Annotated in this window: 24 protein-coding genes; 12 read left to right on the top strand and 12 right to left on the bottom strand. The window is 52.6% G+C overall.

All coding sequences use genetic code 11. The features are described from left to right. The first annotated feature begins 69 nt into the window (after positions 1-69). From AAGD24_RS15805 to AAGD24_RS15790, 4 genes are all read left to right on the top strand, one after another. Complete coding sequence (locus tag AAGD24_RS15805) at positions 70-777, top strand: transposase (protein ID WP_379865637.1); 708 nt, start codon at positions 70-72, stop codon at positions 775-777. A gap of 402 nt (positions 778-1,179) precedes the next feature. Then, positions 1,180-2,013: a hypothetical protein gene (locus AAGD24_RS15800; RefSeq protein WP_379865635.1), complete on the top strand. Its 834-nt coding sequence runs from the start codon at positions 1,180-1,182 to the stop codon at positions 2,011-2,013. Positions 2,014-2,222: 209 nt separating this feature from the next. After that, positions 2,223-2,663, top strand: a complete 441-nt coding sequence (gene trxC / locus AAGD24_RS15795; RefSeq protein ID WP_379865633.1) for a thioredoxin TrxC — start codon at positions 2,223-2,225, stop codon at positions 2,661-2,663. 153 nt (positions 2,664-2,816) lie between these two features. Beyond that, positions 2,817-3,446, top strand: coding sequence for a glutathione S-transferase (locus AAGD24_RS15790; RefSeq protein ID WP_264754878.1), 630 nt, complete (start codon positions 2,817-2,819; stop codon positions 3,444-3,446). A 23-nt stretch (positions 3,447-3,469) separates the two neighbouring features. Here the strand turns inward: AAGD24_RS15790 and AAGD24_RS15785 are convergent, their stop codons facing one another. The 5 genes from AAGD24_RS15785 to AAGD24_RS15765 all read right to left on the bottom strand — a co-directional run bounded on the left by AAGD24_RS15785 (position 3,470) and on the right by AAGD24_RS15765 (position 8,122). Next, a complete protein-coding gene (locus AAGD24_RS15785; RefSeq protein ID WP_085679415.1) occupies positions 3,470-4,669 on the bottom strand; it encodes an MFS transporter in 1,200 nt (399 codons plus the stop codon). Positions 4,670-4,927: 258 nt separating this feature from the next. Next, complete coding sequence (locus AAGD24_RS15780) at positions 4,928-6,028, bottom strand: mandelate racemase/muconate lactonizing enzyme family protein (protein WP_085679418.1); 1,101 nt, start codon at positions 6,026-6,028, stop codon at positions 4,928-4,930. A 119-nt stretch (positions 6,029-6,147) separates the two neighbouring features. Continuing rightward, positions 6,148-6,915 (bottom strand): SDR family oxidoreductase, encoded by a 768-nt coding sequence (locus AAGD24_RS15775; protein WP_379865630.1) that lies wholly within the window; start codon positions 6,913-6,915, stop codon positions 6,148-6,150. 525 nt (positions 6,916-7,440) lie between these two features. Then, on the bottom strand, positions 7,441-7,644 hold the full coding sequence (locus tag AAGD24_RS15770; protein ID WP_286848017.1) for a hypothetical protein: 204 nt from the start codon (positions 7,642-7,644) through the stop codon (positions 7,441-7,443). 139 nt (positions 7,645-7,783) lie between these two features. Further along, on the bottom strand, positions 7,784-8,122 hold the full coding sequence (locus AAGD24_RS15765; protein WP_379865629.1) for a hypothetical protein: 339 nt from the start codon (positions 8,120-8,122) through the stop codon (positions 7,784-7,786). Between the two features lie 130 nt (positions 8,123-8,252). Here AAGD24_RS15765 and AAGD24_RS15760 point away from each other — a divergent pair, with 130 nt between their 5' ends. The 3 genes from AAGD24_RS15760 (at position 8,253) to AAGD24_RS15750 (ending at position 9,956) form a co-directional block, all read left to right on the top strand. Next, complete coding sequence (locus AAGD24_RS15760) at positions 8,253-8,534, top strand: hypothetical protein (protein WP_199480802.1); 282 nt, start codon at positions 8,253-8,255, stop codon at positions 8,532-8,534. A 98-nt stretch (positions 8,535-8,632) separates the two neighbouring features. Further along, positions 8,633-9,661, top strand: a complete 1,029-nt coding sequence (rho, locus tag AAGD24_RS15755) for a transcription termination factor Rho (protein WP_379865627.1) — start codon at positions 8,633-8,635, stop codon at positions 9,659-9,661. Positions 9,662-9,833: 172 nt separating this feature from the next. Beyond that, positions 9,834-9,956 (top strand): metallophosphatase family protein, encoded by a 123-nt coding sequence (locus tag AAGD24_RS15750; RefSeq protein WP_226909949.1) that lies wholly within the window; start codon positions 9,834-9,836, stop codon positions 9,954-9,956. A 53-nt stretch (positions 9,957-10,009) separates the two neighbouring features. Here the strand turns inward: AAGD24_RS15750 and AAGD24_RS15745 are convergent, their stop codons facing one another. After that, positions 10,010-10,183, bottom strand: coding sequence for an RSP_7527 family protein (locus AAGD24_RS15745; protein WP_156105514.1), 174 nt, complete (start codon positions 10,181-10,183; stop codon positions 10,010-10,012). Positions 10,184-10,309: 126 nt separating this feature from the next. On the opposite strand from AAGD24_RS15745, the gene gcvA reads away from it, so the two are divergent. Beyond that, positions 10,310-11,188 carry a transcriptional regulator GcvA gene (gene gcvA / locus AAGD24_RS15740; RefSeq protein WP_041334084.1) on the top strand — a complete coding sequence of 293 codons (879 nt, stop codon included), beginning with the start codon at positions 10,310-10,312 and terminating at the stop codon, positions 11,186-11,188. Between the two features lie 63 nt (positions 11,189-11,251). On the opposite strand, the gene rlmF is transcribed toward gcvA, so the two are convergent. Further along, positions 11,252-12,184 (bottom strand): 23S rRNA (adenine(1618)-N(6))-methyltransferase RlmF, encoded by a 933-nt coding sequence (gene rlmF / locus AAGD24_RS15735; protein ID WP_379865624.1) that lies wholly within the window; start codon positions 12,182-12,184, stop codon positions 11,252-11,254. 233 nt (positions 12,185-12,417) lie between these two features. Beyond that, positions 12,418-12,849 (bottom strand): tautomerase family protein, encoded by a 432-nt coding sequence (locus AAGD24_RS15730; RefSeq protein ID WP_336146561.1) that lies wholly within the window; start codon positions 12,847-12,849, stop codon positions 12,418-12,420. A gap of 148 nt (positions 12,850-12,997) precedes the next feature. Here AAGD24_RS15730 and AAGD24_RS15725 point away from each other — a divergent pair, with 148 nt between their 5' ends. Next, positions 12,998-13,453 (top strand): metallophosphoesterase family protein, encoded by a 456-nt coding sequence (locus AAGD24_RS15725; protein WP_336146562.1) that lies wholly within the window; start codon positions 12,998-13,000, stop codon positions 13,451-13,453. Between the two features lie 158 nt (positions 13,454-13,611). Continuing rightward, positions 13,612-13,848 carry a PAAR domain-containing protein gene (locus AAGD24_RS15720; protein WP_336146563.1) on the top strand — a complete coding sequence of 79 codons (237 nt, stop codon included), beginning with the start codon at positions 13,612-13,614 and terminating at the stop codon, positions 13,846-13,848. Positions 13,849-13,983: 135 nt separating this feature from the next. Here AAGD24_RS15720 and AAGD24_RS15715 read toward each other — a convergent pair whose 3' ends face one another. Continuing rightward, positions 13,984-15,126, bottom strand: a complete 1,143-nt coding sequence (locus AAGD24_RS15715; protein ID WP_336146564.1) for a hypothetical protein — start codon at positions 15,124-15,126, stop codon at positions 13,984-13,986. A 216-nt stretch (positions 15,127-15,342) separates the two neighbouring features. Beyond that, the gene (locus AAGD24_RS15710; protein WP_336146565.1) at positions 15,343-17,070 is read right to left on the bottom strand and encodes a tetratricopeptide repeat protein; all 1,728 of its coding nucleotides are present in this window, start codon (positions 17,068-17,070) and stop codon (positions 15,343-15,345) included. A 455-nt stretch (positions 17,071-17,525) separates the two neighbouring features. Here AAGD24_RS15710 and AAGD24_RS15705 point away from each other — a divergent pair, with 455 nt between their 5' ends. Continuing rightward, on the top strand, positions 17,526-18,794 hold the full coding sequence (locus AAGD24_RS15705) for a dicarboxylate/amino acid:cation symporter (protein WP_379865621.1): 1,269 nt from the start codon (positions 17,526-17,528) through the stop codon (positions 18,792-18,794). 42 nt (positions 18,795-18,836) lie between these two features. Here the strand turns inward: AAGD24_RS15705 and AAGD24_RS15700 are convergent, their stop codons facing one another. Then, the gene (locus tag AAGD24_RS15700) at positions 18,837-19,283 is read right to left on the bottom strand and encodes a DUF3010 family protein (protein ID WP_007152752.1); all 447 of its coding nucleotides are present in this window, start codon (positions 19,281-19,283) and stop codon (positions 18,837-18,839) included. A 486-nt stretch (positions 19,284-19,769) separates the two neighbouring features. Between AAGD24_RS15700 and AAGD24_RS15695 the strand changes: the two genes are divergently transcribed. After that, a complete protein-coding gene (locus AAGD24_RS15695) occupies positions 19,770-20,822 on the top strand; it encodes a nuclease-related domain-containing protein (RefSeq protein ID WP_007152751.1) in 1,053 nt (350 codons plus the stop codon). 32 nt (positions 20,823-20,854) lie between these two features. Here the strand turns inward: AAGD24_RS15695 and AAGD24_RS15690 are convergent, their stop codons facing one another. Further along, complete coding sequence (locus AAGD24_RS15690) at positions 20,855-21,415, bottom strand: hypothetical protein (protein ID WP_007152750.1); 561 nt, start codon at positions 21,413-21,415, stop codon at positions 20,855-20,857. Positions 21,416-21,609 lie beyond the last annotated feature (194 nt).

The raw sequence follows: 21,609 nt of genomic DNA, 5'->3' as shown, positions 1-21,609 counted from the left end.
CACACTTCGGTTAATATTGGTTGCCGGCCCACAGAACGGATTCTGTGGTTTAAAAGCAAGGAGGTGCGTATGCCAAGGCAGGCTAGGGTGATTGTGCCCGGTTTTCCCCATCATATTGTCCAACGCGGCCATAACCGCCAACCCGTGTTCGTCGAACGCCGTGATTTTGAGTACTACCTGGCAAACCTTCAGGAGTGGAAGCAGGTCTATGAGCTGGAGGTGTTCAGCTACTGCCTGATGACGAACCATGTTCATCTGGTCGTTCAGGCAAACGACAATGTAACCGCAATTCCTCAATTGATGAAGCGCCTGGCTGGTCGTCAGACACGCTTTGTAAATGCCCTCGAAAAACGCAGTGGTTCGCTCTGGGAAGGGCGCTACAAGATTAGTCCGATTGATACCGATGCCTATCTGTTGGCTTGTTGTCGCTATGTGGAGCTCAACCCAGTTAAAGCAGGGATGGTGGATAAACCTGAGTTGTATGAATGGTCGAGTTATTCTGCGCGAATAGGGTTGTCACAATGTCATTGGCTGGATGAGCCCGACACATTTACGGCACTGGCTGGGAGCCGCCAGATGAGGGTTGAAGCCTATCAGCAGTTTGTTGAGCAGGAAGATGCTTCGCCGTCAGATGAATTGATCCGCGCGGCAATCAACAGCAATAAGCTGACCGGCGGCAACAAGTTCGTGGATGAAATTGAAAACCGTATCGGTATCAGAGTTGAAACTCGTAAGCCGGGGAGGCCTGCATCTAAAAATAGATCTGTCCCGGTTTAAAAAATTAATAATAGATCAAAATTAATAATAGATCTGTCCCGGTTTTCGCCGAAGCACGGAGCGCAGGCCAGCGAGGGTAACGGAGACGGACTTTAGTTCTCTGGCACTGTCTGGCGTTACTGGGATAAGGCGTGCTGGCTCTCCGCCAGTGAGGAAGTCGGGACGGGGCATTGCTGGGCGCTCCATGCTTTTTATTAGACTTACTTTCTAGTTAACCTTAGCAGCTATTTGAGATTGTGCCTGTTTGTTCAGTGCTCAATTGTTAAACACTGAAAAAGATGATGGATGCTTATAGCCGACTGGTTGTGCTATGGGTATCGTTTGTGATTCAAGGAAGATAGCCAATATAAAGGGGTAGTGATAGTGGTCGGGTTTTATGATGTTATTAGAAGGTTTCATTGCATGTTCGGAACCCATCGTCATGCAATTAAAAGATACCCTTTTCTGCTTATTGCATTTATCGCTTCCTTTGTACTATTTGGTTGGTCGATTGCTTGGTACTTTCAGAAAGTAAGTGTTCTAGGTCTTGATGATACCCCCATACGGTATAGGTTATATTGTTCGATGGGTCTTGAGGCTCTAACTCTTCTTTTATGGGCAAAGGTCGATGAGATTCGAACCAACTTGTCTATAGTAAGGTGTCAGGATTTTCTCGGAGAAAAGGAGGATAAAATTTCCGAGCTGAAAAGAATGTGGCTTGAAAGGGAGGTCGGTTTGCCTAGAAATGAGTACTTGATGATTGCTAGGTCCATTGACGAAGCTGTAGGATTGTCTAGCAGGTACAGATCAAAGATTTCCCTAGGGAAAGCTGATTTTGCTAGATATATATTTTGTAGCGATTCGAAGAATCGAATCTTGGCAATGTTGATGGGTGCGGTTGCAGTTTTTACGGCGCTGTCTATATCTAATGGAGCATCAATAGAAACAGTTTTCACTGAATTTGAAGAGTTTGGTGCTTGGCGTTATCTGAAGTCTGTTGTAGCATTTTCACTTTTTATATTTTTCCTGGGAATATTAGTGCGTCAGGCGCTAATGGCTTTGGCTATAATTTCTGAAGTGGTTTTGGATGGAAAAAATAGCAAAAGGCTGGCTTCGAATTTCATTAATGAGCTTCTAAATCACTATAATTTCGTCAGTGAAGACTCAGAGAAAGACGAAGTGACCTACGAAAATATTTCAAAGTTTGCGAGGAAAGGCGCACCTGAAAAAAGGATAAGTATATCTAGACGGTGTTAGTTATGATCGGTTCGTCTGCGGTTATCAAGGCAACGCCGTTGAAAATTCGTGTGGCGGCGAGCCGCTAAAACCGGGACAGTTTTATGTTCGATCTTCTTTCAGCCCTTGTTGCCCACGCACGACGCGGCGCCGCTGCGAGTCGCGTCGCTTGATTTCTCTCCGTATGCCCTGATTATTCCTACAAATAGCCAATCAGAGGCAGATCCATCATGACTGACGTTCGACACCTGGTGTGTCCCCATTGCCACAAGGTGAACCGTGTACCTGCCGACAAGTTGTCCTCCGGCGGCAATTGCGGTGCCTGCAAACAACCGCTTTGGCCGGATCAGGTTCTGGAGTTGACGGACCAGAGCTTTGCGGCCTACACAGGGCGCAGTGATGTGCCCGTGCTGGTGGACTTCTGGGCCAGTTGGTGCGGCCCCTGTAAAGCGATGGCCCCCCAGTTCGAGCAAGCTGCGAAAGCCTGGCGAGGCAAAGTGCGCTTTGCCAAGCTGAACACCGAACAAGCCCCTGGGCCGGCTGGTCAGTTTGCGATTCGCAGCATACCCACCATGATTCTGTTTCAGAATGGCCGGGAAGTCGCTCGCCAAAGTGGTGCCATGAATCAGGCGCAGATCAATCAGTGGTTGAAATCGAAAGGTATTCGTTAGTGAGATGGGAAATCCGGGACGGGAAATCCGGGACAGATTTATTTTCCCTGATTTATTTTCCCTACAATGACCGGCTTCGTTAATTCAGCCAGGAGCTACGCTATTACCGTGCCACTGCCTCGTTTATATTCTTTCCGTCGTTGCCCTTACGCTATGCGCGCTAGGCTCGGGATCTTGTTTGCCGGGCTGACGGTGGAGCTGCGGGAGATTGTGCTAAAAAACAAACCGGCGCAGATGCTGGCGGTCAGTCCCAAAGGCACGGTTCCTGTTCTGGAGCTGGCAGGAGGTGACCGTTCCGAGAGGCTCATTATTGAGGAAAGCAGGGAAATCGTCGAATGGGCGTTGCAGCAGGGTGATCCGCAGGGTTTGTTGAACACTGGTTTAGTAAGCGCTAATGCCCTGATTGACCGCAACGATAACGAATTCAAACACTGGTTGGATCGTTATAAATACGCGGATCGCCATCCAGAACTCTCCCAGTTGGATTACCAGCAAAAGGGTGAGGTGTTTTTGCAGGCATTGGAAAGCCTATTAGCCAAGAACCGGTATCTCCTGGGGAGCAACATCAGCATTGCTGATATTGGCATCATGCCCTTTGTACGCCAGTTCGCCCATGTCGATCGGGAGGTGTTTTACAGTCTGCCCTATCCGAATTTACAGAAATGGCTGAGGGATTGGCTGGATCATCCAGTGTTCCTGCAGGCCATGATCAAGTTCCCGTCTTGGCAGGAAGGCGATGATGAGGTGGTATTTCCACAAATAACCGCGTTCGCAAGATCTTAAAAACCGTAAAATCCGGGACAGATCTATTTCCCCCCTGCCCGTTCCCGCCGAATCAGCAGTACCAAAGCCAGCGCCGCCAGTGACCCCATCACGGCGGCGAAAGTGATCCCGGTCGTCTTCAGGCTGGTCACGCTCGCCATCAACCCCAGGCCGATCACCGGTACCGAGATAGCGATATAGGCCACGACAAAGAACGTGGACGTCACCGCTGCCTTCTCTCTCTCAGGGCTGGCCGCGGCGATGGCGCCCATGCCGGCGCGGAATGAGATGCCCTGGCCCATTCCGGCAATCACGGCACCGCCGATGAACAGCGCGAGGGACTGGGTGACTATGCCCAGCGCTATCGGAATCACACCGAGCATCAGGGAAACGCAGCCCAGAGGTAGGCGCAGCCTGAGCGGCAGTCTGCCCTGCAGGAACTGGCCCAGGGTTGATGCGATGAAGATGCTGCCGGCCACAACGCCGATCAACAACCGATTGTCGTAGCCCAGAACCTTGCCCATCATCGCCGGGGCGATGGATGTGAAGAAGCCGCACATGGCGAAGCCTGCGAAACCGGCAATGGCAGCGGGAATAAATACACTGCGGACTTCCGCTGGCACGTTCAGGCGCTGGATGGACAGTTTGGGGCGAGCGGGTTTAGAGACGGTCTCAGGCGCTGCCCAGATGCAGCACACGGCCAGCACAGCCATGGCAATGTGCACCAGAAAGGTCAGGTGCAGTGGCCAGGGTAGGTACTGGGAAAGAGCGCCAGCTAACATCGGCCCCAGGCCCAGCCCGCCCATGTTCGCCGCTGTGGCAAAGAAGGTGGCTTTCTCACGCCAGTGGGGCGGGGCAAGTTCAATGACTGCCACCGTGGCCGTGCCGGTAAAGATCCCTGCGGACAGCCCCGACAGCACCCGGCCGGTGAGGATCATCGCCAGGCCATCGGCCTGCCAGAACACCAGGTCACTGATGATAGAGCAAGTCAGGCCCGCAAACAGTAAAGGCCGGCGGCCTATCTGATCAGACCAGCGCCCGGTCAGCACCAGTGCGGCGATCACACCAAAGGCATAGGTGGCAAAGATGATGGTGATCATCAGGTCGGAAAACCCAAAACTGTCCTGGTAGATCGGGTAAAGAGGCGTCGGCATGGTGGTGCCGATCATCGTGACACAGAAGGTGAAGGCTGCGCCCAGGAAAATAAGCAGCGGAAACAAGCGGTGTTGCTTGGGTGAGGGCATGCGGGGGTCCTGGTCGGCAATCTTAAAAGTTGGTGTGCTCGTTTTTGGTCTGTTTACACCCGATCAATAATCCCACACAACGCATCCAGCCCATCCGTCAGCGCCGCCGATGGCGTAGAGGGTCTCTGTGGTTTCTTCGGTTAGGCAGACGATGCGTTGGGGATAATTCATGGGGGCACTATACCGTGAAAGTGGGGCTTGACCACTCATTCAAATCGGCGTGATCGCAGACACCCACAGCAAAATGCGCCCTGGCATCTACTCGTAGACGTCACGCAGGGAAAGCAGCTCAAAGTCCGGAGTAACGCCCAGCCCGGGTCGATCGCTGAGCCACATGCGCCCATTGGCGACTTCCGGGGCGCCTGTGGCGAGTTGCACTGTGTTGTAGTTGTGCAAATCGGTGGTGTTCAACAAGGCTCTGGGGGATGTACTGGCGGCCAGATGGGCATAAGCCGCCGTCGCAATTCCACTGCCCCAGGCGTCTTCTACGGTCATGGGTATGCCGGCATCTGCACAGACGTCGCGAATGATCCGGGATGGCGTCAGCCCACCGAATTTGCTGACCTTTAGGGCAATGGCATCCATGGCGTCGTCCCTGATGCCGCGCTGGAGCTCATTCAGGGTGTTGAAAGCCTCGTCCAGTTTGATCGAATGCCTGGCACGGCGCCGGACCGACAGGCACTCTTCGTAGCTGCGGCAGGGCTGTTCCAGGTAAATATCCACATCCTCGACGGCCTGTGAAAATCGCAGCGCCTCGTCGCGCCGCCAGGCGGCGTTGATATCGCCGATCCAGAGCTCATCCGGCTGTTTGAGTTTGCCAAGCCTGCGAACGAGGTCAATGTCTTCTTCAACCTCATGACCCAGCTTAATTTGAATGTGGCGGAACCCCTCGTCGCGGTAACGTCGTAGTGATTCTTCCATTTCCTCTGGCTCGGCCAGTGGCACAATCCGGTGCAAGGGCATGGAGGGCGATTGAAGCCCGCCAAGCAAGGTGTATACCGGAAGCCCGGACACCTTGCCCAGGAGGTCCCAGCAGGCAATATCGATGGCTGCTTTGGCAACCGCCTGGCCGGTAAGGGCCTGATTCATCCGTTCCTGGATGACTGACACTTGCCGCGGGTCCTGGCCGAGTATTTCAGGAGCGAGCAGGGACAGGCAGGAGGGAAGGCCCTCGGCAAACGCCGGCATGTAGTTGGGGCCGCAGGGGCACACCTCGCCAAAGCCTTCGAGGCCCGTGTCTGTTGAAAGTACAACCACCGTCGTTTCGAAAGCCTGATGAGAGCGGCCACCAGCGAAGGCATAGGCTTTTCCAGTATATTCCAGGCTCGCCGTGTATACGGCCATTCGCTCGATACGCATAGACCACTCCGCTCTGTACCCATCCCTGATCAAGTAAATTTAGTTCAGCTATGTGGGGATAGATAGCAGAGCCGGTCGCCTTGAATGTCACGTTTGGCGACAAACGCTTCGGCGGGAGCCTAGTCCTCGTAAATCATCTTCCGCGTCATGCCGCCATCGATCACGAAGTTCTGACCGGTCACAAAGCGGGCGTCCGGCGACACCAGGTAGGCCACCATGGCCGCCACGTCCTCGGGTTTGCCGACACGCCCACTGGGGTGTTGCTCATGATCGGTAGCGGAAAGAGGCTGCGGTTCAGAAGGCGCATCAGCGTGCCAGGCAGTGACATCTATCCAGCCCGGGCTGATGCTGTTGGCCCGCACGTCGGGCCCCAGGCTCACAGCCAGCGCATGGGTCAGGGCGAGTAGGGCGCCCTTGCTTGCCGCATACGCCTCGCTATTGGGCTCGGACTGCAAGGCGCGGGTAGAGGCGATGTTGACGATGCTGCCCCGGCGTTGGCGCAGGTGCGGTATCGCGTGCTTTGCCAATAAAAAGGCGCCGGTCAGGTTGACGTCGATTCTTCGTTGCCACTGATCCAGTTCAAGCATTTCTATGGGGCCAGTGTCTGGATCTGCGATCCCCGCATTATTGACCAGAGCGTCCATGCCCTGGCCCCATCGCGCGGCCTCCTCTACGGCCGAGGCGACCTCGGGCTCGCGGGATACATCCGTGGTGATTATTAGCAGGTTGTCCGGATCGCTGAAATCCTGTCTGCATGCGCTGATGGCTTCTGCATTCTGGTCCAGGATCACCACTCGCCATCCCTTGTCCAGGAAATGGGCGGCAACACCCTTGCCGATGCCCTGGGCGCCGCCTGTTATCAGTATGACCGGGGGTTGCTGTGCCATGTGTTCGGGCTCCTTTTGAAAACTGGGACAGAGCTATTTTCTCCCGCTGCCCTCTAAATCTCTACAAACCGCGGCACCAACGTCAGCCCGCCACCCACTGCCAACATCTCCCAGGAGCTGCTTGCAAGGTACGGGTACAGAATCATCCCAATGCCGCAGTAACGGGGGACGATGTTTTTTGTGCGCCTACCGTACATGAAGTACCCGAATCCGATGCAGGTCCAGATCGGCCAGTGGCTGCAATTGAAAGGAGTGCGCATCCCTTAAGCTTTCGTAACATATTGAAAGATAAATAAAAAGTAATAGGTGGAGCAGCGTGTATTTCTGGTATTCTCAAATGGTTCATAAAACTGGCAAGTGCCTGATGGGAGGATGGAGAAGATGGTCTCCTTCCCATCATACCGGGCAGATCAGACCACCTGAACAATGGGATTTATATCAATGAAAATGAAATCACTGCTCGTTTTTTTATCTCTGAGTGCCACCTCATTGGGGGCCGTTGCGGGTGACACAGCCGACGCAGCACTAGGCGGCGGTATTGGCGGAGCAATTGGGGCTGCCATCGGCAACGAGGTAGGTGGCAGAGATGGTGCTATTCTCGGCGGTGCCCTCGGTGCGGCAACCGGAACAGCCATTACCACCAGAGATCATAGAGAATACGATCGCGACCATGATCGCCGTCGTCATGACTACGATGATCGCCGGCCTTACCGGAAGTCTGGTGGCCATTTCTGCCCACCGGGCCAGGCGAAAAAGGGCAACTGCTGAAACGCTACACGCCTTGCGCTGCCATTTTGAACTCCAGCGCCATGTTGTACGCGGCTCCACGCAAACATATGACGTGGTGCTCTCGATCATATATATCCATCTATCTCTCCCTGATGCTTTTCGCCACCTTTTTGTAGCGTGCGTCTTTTCCTTTGACGACAATATGATGAATAGCGGCTCGGTCAAAAATGTAGATATGCCCAAGACCGTGGGTCTCGCTATAACCTCCCAGTATGTCGAATGAATCGAGCGAATCTTTATAAACCGCATGGTCGGGTATATCGAAGGCTTCCCGTTGCTTGATCGCCATATCCCGAAGTTCGGGGGATAGAGATGGCCGAACATCTTCAGTAAAGAACGCACGAATGAATTGTTCAGCGTCGCCGGACAGACCAATGCCAGGGTAGAAGGTCTCGGCGTCGACTATTTCGTGAGACATCGTCCAGTCTTCCTAGTGGAAGGCCAAGACAGACCTATTTTTGGTGGATTTAACGGCATAGAATTGGCGAACGGTATCAACTGGATGTTCATATAGCACCCAGATAACAAGCGCAACGACAGGCCTTATTATGCATTTGGATAAAGCAAAGAAGCGTATCGCAAAGCAGGTCAAGAAGGGCTTTCATGGCTATCCGTTGGTTTCGCTGGAATACTTTGGTAAAGCGCCGGATTCAGCCACCGAGGTCGTTGTTTCATTTACTGAGGAAGAGGGTGCCGATCCCCAGAAGCAAACGTTTGTAAGCGGCAGTGATGCCCGGGAAGATGAAACAATCCAATCCACCCTCGTGAAAATTATTGAGCGGGCGGATGCCAAGACGGTGACCGAGATCGAGGGCATTTCCACTCTATAATTAAAACAGACGTGTTAGCGCCATGATGACTTGTTCATGCAAGCACAGAGCCCCTCAGAGGTAATCTTGGCGAATAAGCATCTTTTGGAAAGAGTTACTTGGAGTTATCAGCCCATTTCGAAAAATATCTATCAAACAAGAGCTATCAAACAGACATGACGAGAAAGACATTAGGCTTAACCCGGAAACCCATTAAAGACGCCAAACCAGTGGCTGAGGAAGCCGAAGCTAAGGTTGAGGTTGAGGCTGATCCACAAAAACGTTTTTTAAACGGTGTGGCTATCAATCCAACGCCGGGGATTCGTTTGGAGTCAGGTTCAGAAAAACTCACGGTGCGTGCGATGGATTTGATCACGCCGATTGGAGTGGGGCAGCGAGGTTTGATAGTTGCACCTCCGGGGTCTGGAAAATCGACGATCTTAAAAGATATTTGCCAGGCGGTGGGAAAGGCGTATCCCGAGATTAAACTTTACGCGTTATTGATCGATGAGCGACCCGAAGAGGTCACTGATTTCAGGCGTAGCGTCCCGGCCGAGGTACACGCTTCTTCTTCGGATGAAAGCTATGCTCATCACGTTCGCGTTGCCGATGAGCTTCTTGATATCGCCCGCCAACAAGCGGGCGAGGGTCACAACGTCATGATTGTGATTGATTCTCTCACGAGGCTTTCGCGTGTGCATAATGCGGAGCGAAAGAGCAGCGGTCGCACTATGTCTGGCGGGGTTGACGCTCGAGCGATGGAGATCCCGCGGAGGTTGTTTGGCGCTGCACGAAACCTTGAGAATGGCGGGTCGCTGACCATTTTGGCAACCGTTCTGGTTGATACCGGCAGCCGTATGGACCAGGTTATATTTGAGGAATTTAAGGGCACGGGGAACATGGAGCTGGTTTTATCAAGAGACGTTGCGAATCAGCGAATCTTCCCCGCGCTGGACATTTCGAAAAGCAGTACACGCCGTGAAGAGCTGCTGTTAGATCCGAAATATTTAGACAAGATAAGAGCGTTGCGCCGGGCGCTTAGTGGTCTCAAACCGCTAGAGGGCACAAGAAGGCTGGTTGAGTTGCTTGAGAAGTACCCCACAAATGCTGAGCTTCTGAACAGCATCCCCGGAACGCACACCGATTGAATCTGCGATACGAGGTCAGGCCCGCGAGAAAGCCGAAAAAGTGATCTCGCTGGAATCCTCGCATGTCAGGTTGGCAATGATGGCCTTGCAGCTGGCCAGATCTTTTATTTCGGTTATTTGGGTAACCTGGGCCTCTTTTCTGGAGTCATTGAGGGATTAGGAGGGCGTAAGCATGCAAATCGGAGTGATCGCAGACACCTACAGCAAGATGCGTCCCGAAGCCCTGGAGGTTTTGGAAGGCTCGGATCTGATTCTTCATCGTTCAACGCGCAATCAGGCTGGTTCGCCAGTTTGAGCAAAACCAGCCAGTCTCCACATAAGGCCATCGAGCGCTAAACGGAACACGAATTAATGGCTAATGGACAGTTTCGGCAGCTTCACGTGGAAGAAGGACTTGATTTTGGCTTTGAGTGACACTGCCATCTGCGCGATATATTCGCTTCGTTCCTGCGATGCAAGCTTTGTGTAGTAATCAATGTCGATAGTGCCCTGTTCGTTCAGTTTCGGAGCCTGATAAGTCATGGTGGTGTGTCCTGATTCGATAAGTGAGTATCTTCTACAGGACTTATGGTAATGAGTACGAGGCTCTTGAAAAAGCGATCCTTTCTCATCAGAATGATGAATTAATCTCATCATTCGAGCGAAGTTATGCGCCACCTGCCACCCCTGAATGCGCTTCGGGTATTTGAATCAGCGGCTAGACACCGCAGCTTTGTCGCAGCTGGCAAGGAACTTTTCGTGACGTCATCGGCGGTCAGTCATCAGGTGAAGACACTTGAAGAATATTTAGGGCTTTCACTGTTTGATCGAAGCAGGCGAGCGGTGACGTTAACCCCTGAAGGCGAGCAATATCTCTCATCAGTCAGGCATGCGTTCGATGAGATTGAAATGGCCACCCAACGACTGACCGCGAACCAGGAATCCAACGTGGTCAAGATCAGTGTTGCCCCCAACTTCCTAACCCGCTGGCTGATGCCACGCATGGCTCGATTCCAGGCCCTGTACCCGGATATTGAGCTGGAAATTAATGCGTCCATGGGGCTGCTGGATTTCGATCGCACCAGTACCGATATGGCGGTTTATTTCGGGAATGGTGAGTGGGACGATATTGAAGTGCATTTCCTGCGCAAAGTTATGCTGGTTCCGGTGTGTAGCCCGCGGCTACTGGACGGTGAGTTGCCGCTGGAGAAGCCTGAAGACTTGGCTAAACACACTCTGATTTATGTCAGCAAACGGAAGTGGGAGTGGGAGAACTGGCTGGAACAATCAGGCGTGGATTTTATATCCGCCCGGGGCAGCTTACAGATGTCCAGCGGGCAACTTGCCACGGCGGCGGCCCAAGAGGGCCTTGGAGTGGCGCTGGCTGATAGCACCCTGACGTCCCGTGAGATTAAATCGGGGAAGTTGGTGGTGCCTTTCGACATCCAATTGGATACGAATCGGGCCTTCTATCTGGTCTACCGCAAGCAACGTCCGCTGACCATCGGAATGAAAGCCTTCAAGGAGTGGCTGATGAGCGAGATATAGGGAGCCCTCGGGCCTGATTCTGGGAGGAAAACCGGGGCAGAAACGGCTTAAACTCGGGGCGGCTCAGATGAACGTCCAGGCCAAGACCCGCGTAATCTTATTTCCCTGCTTCATCTCAATTTCCCTTATATCGACTGCACCAAGCTTACGAATCAACTTCTTTGCGGGCTTAACATTGTCGGCTTTTGAAACCAGGCTGGTAAACCAGCGACATTGAGTTGAATACGCCTGGCTTTCTCTTATCAGCTTTTTCAGAAACAGCTGCTCACCCCCCTTGCACCAAAGCTCTGCTCCCAGACCGCCAAAATTCAGAGTAGGGGATTCGGATTTTGTTTTTTGTTCACCGCGACTGCGAGCAAGGTTATTGAGTTTTAGCCGGCTACCTTTCATCGCGTCATCGAGAGATGCATGGAAAGGCGGGTTGCATACGCTGACGTCAAAGAACTCACCAGCTTGGATGATCCCTTCGAACATGTGGTTTTTATCGTGCTGGGTGCGGAGCGTGAAGCGACCTTGGAGTGCGGGGTTGTTGGTGATGATTGTGGCTACGTTCGCAAGCGACTCCGTATTGATGTCGCTACCGACACACTGCCAGCCGTAAATTTGGCAGGCCAGTAGCGGGTAGATGCCATTGGCTCCCGTCCCTATATCCAGCAGCTTGATGCTGGGCTGATCAAGCCCGGGCAAGTCAGCGATGTAATGGATATAGTCGGCCCTGCCCGGGATTGGAGGGCAAAGTGCCCCGTCCGGAATGTCCCAAGCGACAATGTTGTAGTATCGGTTTAATAACGCGGCGTTGAGAGTTTTTACTGCCAATGGGTCTGCGAAATCGATGGAAAGGTTGCCATGAGGGTTCGTTTTCACATGGGGGGCTAGTGCCGGGTGGGTTTCTACGAGAGCTGGGAGGTCATAGCTCTGATTGTGCAGATTCCTCGGGTGTAGATCCTTGCGAGCAGGCTTTGTGGAAATCGGAACAGGATTATTTTTTTGGTTCATAAGCAGGGGGGAAACTGTGACAGACCTATTTTTCGGGGCTTTCGCGTAGGTTCTCTGTGTAGATGAATTGCGAACAGGCGTATACGAAAGTCATCGGATGGCAAAGTTGCATGCTATCACTCAAACGGTTTTTACACATTTCTGCCAGTGAAACATGCACTCCATAAGAAGAGGTTACGGCAGTTCTGTACCTTGAAAATAGGTCGGATGAGCCTCTGATCGTCAGCGTTCGGTTAATCGGGTAACCTGGTCCGCTTTCCCGGAGTCATTCCCCGCTCCCACTCAGCTTCGTCTCCTGGCGCCGGAAGAAATCGACCAAACTCGATCATCTGAGTGGCTGGAATGTCCTGCAGGTAGATCCACACGTCCTCAGCAGTTATGCCCGCAATTCGGGCTACCTCTTCAAGCATCTGGCTCATCAGGGCCTGCTTGACCTCGGTATTGCGGCCCTGCCGGATCAGGCCGTGCACATACACTTGGGGCGCGGTGTTCACGCTGCCACCGACAAAGTGATCGCCCTCATTGGTCGAAAAAAACAAAACCTGGGCAAAGAAACGGGGCGCGCCGGTTTGCGTGTTATGGGCCGTTGTTATGGCCTCCGCGATCTGTGATTTCTGCTGCTGCGACAGAGAAAGATTCGCGACCGTGACGGTGTAAGTGGGCATGGGGGAGTCCTACCGGGAGTGACATGTATTTACCTGTTCTGGCCGACATTGAGAATCAGCTGGTCTTGTTTCACTATAGCAACGCTTACCTGCATGGCCATACGCACGGGCCGGGTTGGCGTCATTGGGGAATCTGGAGGGCGTAAGCATGCAAATCGGAGTGATCGCAGACACCCACAGCAAGATGCGTCCCGAAGCACTGGATGTATTGAAAGGCTCGGATCTGATTCTTCATGCCGGTGACGTGGGGCGGGACGAGGTTCTGGAAGCGCTGGAGCAGATCGCCCCTTTGGTTGCGATCCGTGGCAATATCGACAAAACCGGCCGCGCAGCCACTCTTCCCGATGTTCAGGATCTGGAATTCCTCGGCCAGGCTTTTTACATGCTCCACGACGTCAAAACCCTCGACCTCGATCCGCAAGGCCGTTACCGCGTGGTCATCGCTGGGCATTCCCACAAACCCCGTAATGAATGGATTGGCGATGTGCTTTATTTCAATCCGGGTGGCGCCGGGCCCCGGCGTTTTACTCTGCCGATCACAGTTGGGCGGTTGCAGGTGAGTGAGGGTGGTGTGGTTGGTGAGATTGTTGAACTGCCGGTTTGATGAGTTGGAAGAACCGGGGCAGATCTGTTTGATCGCGCGGGTTGATTCCTTCCTGATTATTTTGGAAACTCCGCTAGGTATTGCAGCGGCAGGAGCCAGTGAAGGCGACCCTGCGCAAAGATGGACAAATCTCCCTCAAGGACAGAAGGAGCAAAGGAATGAGCAAGAAAGTTGTTTTATTAGGTGATGTGGGTACTGATCACTCCGGGTTCCCACCAACTCCGGTAATCGTCGGCTCCCCCGATGTGCTGATCGATGGCAAACCTGTTGCCCGTGTTGGTGATCCCCTTGCGCCACACTCCAAGCCCAAGCTTTCACCTCATCCACGAGCTATAGCAGCGCGGTGGCTGGTGGCCAGGTTGTGTATGGTGCATTCAACCCATTCTTCGAAGTAGACCCGCGGACGGTCGGGACTCGCGCTTTTGCCCATACTTCGGTCTGATCTTGTTGCTTCCACCCGGTCGGACGGCAGCGGTAAAGGCGGATTCCATTTTAAAGCTGATGGCACCGCCGGCAAATTAAGCCCCAGATCACAATCCCGTCGCTTTGATATTTGGCTCTGAAATCGCCGAAACGCCGATGCGCTCGGCCAGGTAATCGCAAAAGTGTTGGGCGACGTCCTGACCGTCAAGGTCTTCGGCGATGGTGATCTTGTTTTGCTGGTTATCAACCGCAATAAGCTTGAAGTGTTCCACTTTGTCCAAGCCCTGGCCCGTGCTACCCGTGCGCTTGATTGACAAATGCTTAACCTGATTCATGGCCAGCTTGCGGCTGCGTACAGGCAGATAGAGCCAGCTTCTTAACGTACGAATTCCGTGGCGGTCGATACGAACGACGAGGCGGTTGAAGGGCAGGTACAAGGCCGCAGCACTTGCGGCGATGGCCACCAACACAAAGGGGATGGTGAACAGACCCGCTAACAAGCCAAAGCCCCCGCCCGAGAAAGCGGACATCAGCATCATTGAGCTGGCAAAGCCGAAACCGCCGGCAAAAAACCAGGCGAATAAGGTGAGCACTTTATTGCGGAACATGGGGAAGCGCATTTTTATCTGATGGCCATAATCCTGGTAGTGCATGGCCCGGGAAAGGCCAGGCAGATCCAACCGCCCCGACTGTATGGCTTCTTTAGCGGCCCGTGATTTTTCGTCGCGTAAGGCGCGCACTTGCGCACTGATATCATGCCCTGCACTTTGAGAACGGGCATCGCCTTTGAACGCCGGAATGTCGTACTGGCGCTCCAGATCCACGCCCTCGATATCCGCTTTTACGGACAGGCGCCAGAAATGGTATTTGCTGGAACGTTCAGCATCTGCCTCTGGCAAGTCTTTCGGCAAGTCAAAGCTAAACGCAAGGCGTACACCGGGCCCTGCAGCTTCAACTCGCGGCGTTCCGCGCTCGGCCCAGAGGATTCTCTCTACGCGGGAGCGGTTTTTCCCGGAGCCGGAGACGTAGGTATAAATGCACTCCAGCGTCACGGTGACTTCTGCACCGGGAGTTATCAGGTCCAGGGCCCGAAGCCGGGGCACAAGAATTGTGCCACCCATCTGACCACCAATGGCTGCCGGATAGGGGGTCATGACAAGCTCGACCGTGCCGTAGTGACGATATGCTCGGGTCATGGTTACCGCTTTCCACAATAGCCCGAGGCCCACTGCAGGAAAAAGCAATGCCATTAAAACCGTCCAGAGGCTTTGATCCCAGGCTTTGGGTAGGGTCCACAGTAGCGGCGTACTTATGGTGTTCCACACAAGGGCTACTACCCATATAAGCAACAGGGTGCGTTTGCGATCAGATCGGATGTGGGGGCTTTCCCAGCCCTTGCGGCTTTGCCAGTTGGAGTTTTTGGGTGCCATTGGTCCTTCTCGTTGCGGACAGAAAACCGGGACAGATCATTGAGCTTTTTCGTTAGCCAAATGCACTTTCAGCAGATTACATCCTAAATTGGATCCATGTTCACAGGCACGCGTCAATAACTTTAACCCTTTCTTCAGGTTCTTGGTCACTCCTTGACCGGAGGCATACATAGTTGCCAAAAAAGAACAGCCAAGCATAGAATTATTTGAGCACGACTTTTGAAAGTATTCTAAGGCTCGTTGGTAATCGATAGGTACGCCTCGGCCATGCAGATAAATTGCACCCAGCGCATCGCAGCCTATAGTCAGGTCCCTGTCACAGGCCATCTTATTGTAGTGAAGCATTTTTTGGATATCACGCTCCACGCCTAAACCTTTGTAGTAAAGACCGCCTAGATTGTTACATCCCCAAACTGCCTCATCGTTGCACGACTTCTCGTAGAGAAATTTTGCTTTTCGAATATCTTTTTCAACACCTTTTCCCTCTTGGTAAAAATAGCCTAAATTATTGCAGCCCTGCAGGGCGCCCCTTTCACAGGCCAAATGATATATATCCCTTGCGGCCGAAAAACTCTGATCAACTCCCGCGCCGTTCTCGAACATGAAGCCAATGTTGACGCAGGCTTCAAGATCATCTGCTTTACATGCGACATCATAAAACTTTATTGCTCGCACGTAGTCTGAATCAACACCAAACCCAGTCATATAAAGCCAGCCAGCCCATTTGCATCCATCAGGATGCCCGAACTCGCAGGCTTTCTGGTAGAGGTCAGCTGCTTTCTTTCCATCATCGTCTAGGTAATAGTCGCTTGCTGCGATAATACAATTTTCTAATCCACCTCCATCACAATTCTTTTCTAAGAAGAAAAGTGTTTGTTTCTCATTCGTGGAGAGCCGAGCCAGGTCATCGCAGGTGGCCTTTGGAAAAGTATCACATAGGTATCTGTCGAATAAGCTTGTGTTCGAGAGTTCTGAATCTTTAAAGAAAGGAAAAAGAATAGCGATGATCAGAAATATTGCAATGCCGCCTATTAGTGCGATTTGATGGCCCGGATTATGCTCGATATCTAAGAGTTCGTTGAGTCGTGTTTTTGAAATTAAACGAACACACCATGATGAAAGGCAGTAAAGCCATGCCCAAATGGATGTTAAAAAGGTGGAGTAGAAGAATATGGAAAATATACTGAAAACCGCCACCAATTCCACAAGCGATGGAGCTGGTTTTCCAAGAACAAAAAGATAGGCCTCAATGGCGAACCAGATAATGCCAGCAGTGATAAGTGCATCGAATGCCAGTAAAGCTAGCTGGTTCCATATGCTTGATATGGAGCTAAATTTATTAAGCAACCAACGCGTTTCAAATAATGATAAGTAATCAGAAATTACATTAAGTATCAGGGCATAAATGATAAGGTCCTTGGTGTCAAGATATACCCCAATTCGGCCTTTCTCTTGGAGGATGTCGCCCAGTAAAAAATACAATATAAATACTGTAATAAAAGATGCAACAGATGACCTTAGGAAACAAGCCCAGCTAAGATGTCTTCGGCCAAAAACAGCGTCGAATAATAGACAGAACTGCCTCAGCCAAGTGGACTCATAGCTTCCCCACAGCCAGAGTGACAAATGTTCCTTACTTTCTTTGGATAAATGTTTAGAACTAAACCAACTCACTGTTCCGTAAAAGCTGACAGCGATGCCCAGGGCGTAGGCCCAATAATTCGATATTTCAGAAAAATTAAATGTACTCAGATCAATGCTCATCGGTCGCGTTTGCCTATCTGGTTACATATGATCGGCCTAAGTGCAAGAAATAGCCGCTTAGAGCTATAGCAACCCTCATACATCCAGCTTGAGGACCGGCCATATTTGGACGAGTCCACGACCGTAGGATTCAGCTTAATTTACCTTATGGAGCTTTGCATAGAAAAAGCCCCGCCTAAACGGAAAACCGGAACAGGCTCCCCCTGCTGAGACGGATTCCTCATATCCATATACCACTCGCGTATAGCCCATAATTGCACCAAATTTCCTGAGGCCTTGTGGCACAAGGCTTATGGGCACTTAACCCTAGGTTCCTAACAAACTTATCCACAGCTTCTGTGAGTAAAGTACGTGGCAATACCGGTTTACCAACGAGCCGGTACTGACCAGAATCCTCGATCCTTACGTTTTTGAATGCCTGCTCACTAACGGGCCAGGGTATAACGGGAGCTTCCATGAAAGCTGTACTTGATGCTTATCTGAATACTTCGCTGGTTCTGCGCATTGGTATTGCGCTTGTTCTTGGTCTGGTTGTAGGACTGGTGGGCGGACCAGCGGTGGCCGAATGGCTGGACCCTCTGGGAGAGCTGCTGCTTCGGTTGCTGAAGTTCCTGGTTGTGCCGATTGTCCTGTTAACACTGATGGTGGGAATCAATCAGGCCAATCTTGGCAGTATGGGGCGTGTGGGCCGGAAGATGCTGGGCTTCTATGTGCTGACTTCGGCGTTGGCGATCACGGTGGGGCTGGGTGTCGCGTCTGCTTTCTCGCCTGGCAGTGGCCTGGAATTGACGTCTTCGGAAAGTGTCGAAGTGCCGGAGAATCCGGGCTTTATCCAGGTACTTCTGAACATTGTTCCCACCAACATGGTTGAGGCCTTTGCCGAGCCGAACCTGCTGGGGATTATCTTCACCGCGATTGTTTTTGGCATTGCCCTGTTGAAGCTGCGGGAGTCAAAGGCTCACGGCGAAGTCGCAGAGCGGGTGTATGGCGTGGTTTCTGGCCTGAACGAGGTCACCATGAAGGTGATGGCCGGGGTGCTCCAGTATGTTCCGATTGGTGTGTTTGCGATTGTGGCCAGCACTGCAGGTGAGCAGGGCATGAACACGATACTGGCCCTCGGGGATATGGTCATGGTGTTGTACATCGCTCTGGCGGTACAGTTGGTGGTCTACGGGGGTCTTATGCGTCTTAATGGCGTTAACCTGATGGACTTCGTTCGCGAGGCCCGGGCTCCGGTCGCCACGGCCTTTGCCACCCAGAGCAGTTCCGGAACGCTGCCCCTGACCCTGAACGCAGCGCGGCGTTTGGGTGTTCCCCAGAGTATCTATGGCTTCAGCTTGCCGCTGGGGGCCACCATCAATATGGATGGAGCCGGCATCCGCATTGCGATTTCTGCAGCCTTTGCCGCCAATGTGATCGGGGTGCCCCTGGACTTTGTCACCATGCTGGAAATCGTTCTGATCGGCACTCTGGCCTCCATCGGTACGGCCGGTGTGCCGGGTGCGGGTATCGTGATGATTGCTACGGTGTTTGCCCAGGTGGGCCTGCCCATTGAAACCGTAGCGCTGCTGGTGTCCATCGATGCCCTTGTGGGTATGGGGGCCACGGCGATGAATGTCACCGGGGATCTGGTGTGCACTTCAGTGATTGCCCGTTCCGAGGATAAATATGAGGCGGCAGAGGCAGGCTCAAGCCAGGCGGTGCCGCAGGAACAGCTGTCCTAGGGGCAGCGTGTCAGTGGGAGCCGAGCATCGGCTGACTCACGTTCATGCGGCCCCTTTCATGCTGGTCATCTGAGCGACATAGGCGGTGATAAAGGCTGTTTCCTGAAACACCTTCAACCCCGTATCGGCAAACGCAATCGGCAGCGGGTTGGATGCCAGGGTAGATTTGATCATTGCCGGGGGCAGCAAGGTCACGGTTAACTCAGTATCGGTGATCAGTTGAATGGCCGCTTCCAATTTGAAGCTGATGGCACCGCCGGCAAACTTACCTTTCGGCATCCGCTCCTTGATCGCGACGCGGGTGACCCCGTACTCGGCCATTAACTCCGCAAAGGCCGCCTGGAACCGCTTCAGGTCTTCACGGCTATGATTTTTCGGCAGTGACAGTTTGCGCACCTTGCACTCCGGCAGGTTGAACTGCCCTCTGTCCATATTCAGCAAACACACCACCGCATCGCTGCCCGTCAGTTCAACTCCGCAAACAATCATAGCCATTGTCCTCTGTGCTCCAGTTGTGATCAGCCACGAATGACTTTACCAGCATGCACTTGTCCGATGTGGTTCTTGGCAAACTTTTACAATTGACTACATTTCGCTATTTCATTTTTGCAGTAAAAACATAAGCTTGTGCCGTTGGTCTGACTGACCTTGTCATAACCAGTCTGCAGCAGGCGTTCCTGGTTGGCCGGATAGGGTTCCGTGTAGAGGGGAATCTGATTATCGACGAAGAGATCGACGGTTGCAGCGCAAACGCATAGTTCAGATTCTTGCGCGCTAAGTACCTGGAATTCTCTCGGCCGGCAGTTTCTGTCGGCCTTTTCAGCTCCGAACTCTCAAAGCACGTTTTTGTTGCTCGGCCACAGTGGCCGATGTTTCCTTGGCGAGTAGTTACAAAAATCCTAAGGCGCCGAAACGAAGACTGATTTATGTTTCACGTCGGATGGATTTAGGAAACGAAGCAAGGATGTTTGAGAAATGGATTTGAGCCCGGTCTACCAGCTCCTTATCACTCTACTCTGGTACCTGTTGCCCCTTGCAATCATGCTGGGTGTAATCAAGTCGCCCTGGTTCAAAGGTAAGTTTGGCGAGTTTCTGGTCAACTTCTCCGCGCGGTGGTTACTGGATAAATCCCGCTACCATCTCATCAAGAACGTTACCCTCCCCACAGAGGACGGCACCACGCAGATTGACCATGTTCTGGTGTCGGAATTCGGGGTCTTCGTTGTCGAGACAAAAAACATGAAGGGCTGGATATTTGGTGGCCCTCATCAGCGCTTCTGGACCCAGAAGATTTTCCGCTCCAATCACAAGTTCCAGAACCCGCTGCACCAGAACTATAAGCACGTAAAAACGCTCCAGGCATTGCTCGGGTTAAACGACCATCAGGTGCACTCGGTGGTGGTGTTTGTGGGGGACAGCACGTTCAAAACACCCATGCCGGAAAACGTGACTCAGGGGCTGGGGTATGTTCGTTATATCAAGTCGAAGATTGATCCTTTGCTTAGCCTGGAGCAGGTGGCGGAGGTTCGGGAGAAGGTGGCAGCTGGTCGCCTCAAGGCATCTTTCGCCACCGACCGGGCCCATGCTCACCATGTGAGAAATTTGGTTGCCGAGCGCTACGCTGAAGCGCCTCGTCGGCCGAGTAGGGGACGCCTCAAGTTCTTGGTTTTTCCAGCCTTGATGTTGGGCGTCGGCGCGATCGGAATGAACGCCTATTGGAATTTTGCTTCGCAGGAGATGGCAATAGACACAAAAAGGGTGCCTGAGCACAGGGTTGAAAGCGCACCGCAGCCCACTCGTCACAGACCTGAAAGCGAGCCCAAAACCGATTCACGGACGGTGGAGCCTGAGCCTTCGTCAAGTGCTGTTATTCAGCGTGTTCATCAATCTTCCTCCGAGTTTCTTTTGGCGCGGCAGGAATGTAACTCCCTGATTGCGGCTGCTATTGGTAGCTCGGATCCGCGCCTTCTAAGAGACAGGGACAAGGCGTGTGCTCGGTATAAGGTTTTGCGAGGGGAAGAGCATTGAATCTGAAAGGGTAGCGCCCCTGGGCAAGTAACCTAGTTCAGTCGATAGAATGGACGATCATAATCGAGACTGGTTGGCCGCTGGTCTGGCGAACTGGTTGTGCCTTCTCCTGTGTAGAGAATATTGTTGTTGATGTAAACGACATTGTACTCGTCGATCTCGAAGTCGGCGCCATTGAACTGAGTCACATGCGACGTGAGTTCGGTAGCGGTGAGGCCGGAACTCAGTAAAACGTCTTCACCGAGTGTGAAGTTGCCTGATGAGGTAGGATTTGGAGCTTCCGGTAACGGGGTGGTGCAAGCGCTATCGATGTAGTTCTCGATACTTGTGGCAAATGCGCTGCGGGTGAAAGAGACCGTCACGATATCGTAGTGTGCTTCGCCCTCCACGTGCCCGCATGGTTTCTTCCAGGTGCCCTCGAGTACCGTGACTTGATCGGGTGGCGTCACGGGGTCGCTATCGTCGTTCCCGTCAGACGAACCTGAACCGGGAGTGGTATTTTCGTTGGTTTTTTCCAGATCGCTCCCACTTCCGCCGCCTCCGCAACCGACCATTAATGCCGAAATAAAGGTGCACGCCAAAATCCTTTTCATCGTTCTGTTTCCTTACAATGTTATCTAAATAGAATATTGTTATATCATTGTTGCATAAGGTGGATGGCCGCGATAGACCTGGCTCTCTCTGGAGAGGGCGGCATACTCTCCTGTTCATCCAGGATGAGCCGAGGTGTTCCGATCTCCGGCTTTCGGAGTCAGCGCCACTGCTGGCTATAATGGCCTACCTCAAA

This window comes from Marinobacter sp. M5B (assembly GCF_042604615.1).
Taxonomy (GTDB): Bacteria; Pseudomonadota; Gammaproteobacteria; order Pseudomonadales; family Oleiphilaceae; genus Marinobacter; species Marinobacter salarius.
Note: the sequence above shows the minus strand (reverse complement) of the source record. Positions and strands in the feature narration are given on the sequence as shown.

Excerpts from the sequence above, each read along its gene's own strand:
- AAGD24_RS15805 (WP_379865637.1), top strand. The coding sequence starts at position 70 with ATGCCAAGGCAGGCTAGGGTGATTGTGCCCGGTTTTCCCCATCATATT.
- AAGD24_RS15800 (WP_379865635.1), top strand. The coding sequence starts at position 1,180 with ATGTTCGGAACCCATCGTCATGCAATTAAAAGATACCCTTTTCTGCTT.
- trxC (WP_379865633.1), top strand. The coding sequence starts at position 2,223 with ATGACTGACGTTCGACACCTGGTGTGTCCCCATTGCCACAAGGTGAAC.
- AAGD24_RS15790 (WP_264754878.1), top strand. The coding sequence starts at position 2,817 with ATGCGCGCTAGGCTCGGGATCTTGTTTGCCGGGCTGACGGTGGAGCTG.
- AAGD24_RS15785 (WP_085679415.1), bottom strand. The coding sequence starts at position 4,669 with ATGCCCTCACCCAAGCAACACCGCTTGTTTCCGCTGCTTATTTTCCTG.
- AAGD24_RS15780 (WP_085679418.1), bottom strand. The coding sequence starts at position 6,028 with ATGCGTATCGAGCGAATGGCCGTATACACGGCGAGCCTGGAATATACT.
- AAGD24_RS15775 (WP_379865630.1), bottom strand. The coding sequence starts at position 6,915 with ATGGCACAGCAACCCCCGGTCATACTGATAACAGGCGGCGCCCAGGGC.
- AAGD24_RS15770 (WP_286848017.1), bottom strand. The coding sequence starts at position 7,644 with ATGGCCACCAGACTTCCGGTAAGGCCGGCGATCATCGTAGTCATGACG.
- AAGD24_RS15765 (WP_379865629.1), bottom strand. The coding sequence starts at position 8,122 with ATGTCTCACGAAATAGTCGACGCCGAGACCTTCTACCCTGGCATTGGT.
- AAGD24_RS15760 (WP_199480802.1), top strand. The coding sequence starts at position 8,253 with ATGCATTTGGATAAAGCAAAGAAGCGTATCGCAAAGCAGGTCAAGAAG.
- AAGD24_RS15750 (WP_226909949.1), top strand. The coding sequence starts at position 9,834 with ATGCAAATCGGAGTGATCGCAGACACCTACAGCAAGATGCGTCCCGAA.
- AAGD24_RS15745 (WP_156105514.1), bottom strand. The coding sequence starts at position 10,183 with ATGACTTATCAGGCTCCGAAACTGAACGAACAGGGCACTATCGACATT.
- gcvA (WP_041334084.1), top strand. The coding sequence starts at position 10,310 with ATGCGCCACCTGCCACCCCTGAATGCGCTTCGGGTATTTGAATCAGCG.
- rlmF (WP_379865624.1), bottom strand. The coding sequence starts at position 12,184 with ATGAACCAAAAAAATAATCCTGTTCCGATTTCCACAAAGCCTGCTCGC.
- AAGD24_RS15730 (WP_336146561.1), bottom strand. The coding sequence starts at position 12,849 with ATGCCCACTTACACCGTCACGGTCGCGAATCTTTCTCTGTCGCAGCAG.
- AAGD24_RS15725 (WP_336146562.1), top strand. The coding sequence starts at position 12,998 with ATGCAAATCGGAGTGATCGCAGACACCCACAGCAAGATGCGTCCCGAA.
- AAGD24_RS15720 (WP_336146563.1), top strand. The coding sequence starts at position 13,612 with ATGAGCAAGAAAGTTGTTTTATTAGGTGATGTGGGTACTGATCACTCC.
- AAGD24_RS15715 (WP_336146564.1), bottom strand. The coding sequence starts at position 15,126 with ATGGCATTGCTTTTTCCTGCAGTGGGCCTCGGGCTATTGTGGAAAGCG.
- AAGD24_RS15710 (WP_336146565.1), bottom strand. The coding sequence starts at position 17,070 with ATGAGCATTGATCTGAGTACATTTAATTTTTCTGAAATATCGAATTAT.
- AAGD24_RS15705 (WP_379865621.1), top strand. The coding sequence starts at position 17,526 with ATGAAAGCTGTACTTGATGCTTATCTGAATACTTCGCTGGTTCTGCGC.
- AAGD24_RS15700 (WP_007152752.1), bottom strand. The coding sequence starts at position 19,283 with ATGATTGTTTGCGGAGTTGAACTGACGGGCAGCGATGCGGTGGTGTGT.
- AAGD24_RS15695 (WP_007152751.1), top strand. The coding sequence starts at position 19,770 with ATGGATTTGAGCCCGGTCTACCAGCTCCTTATCACTCTACTCTGGTAC.
- AAGD24_RS15690 (WP_007152750.1), bottom strand. The coding sequence starts at position 21,415 with ATGAAAAGGATTTTGGCGTGCACCTTTATTTCGGCATTAATGGTCGGT.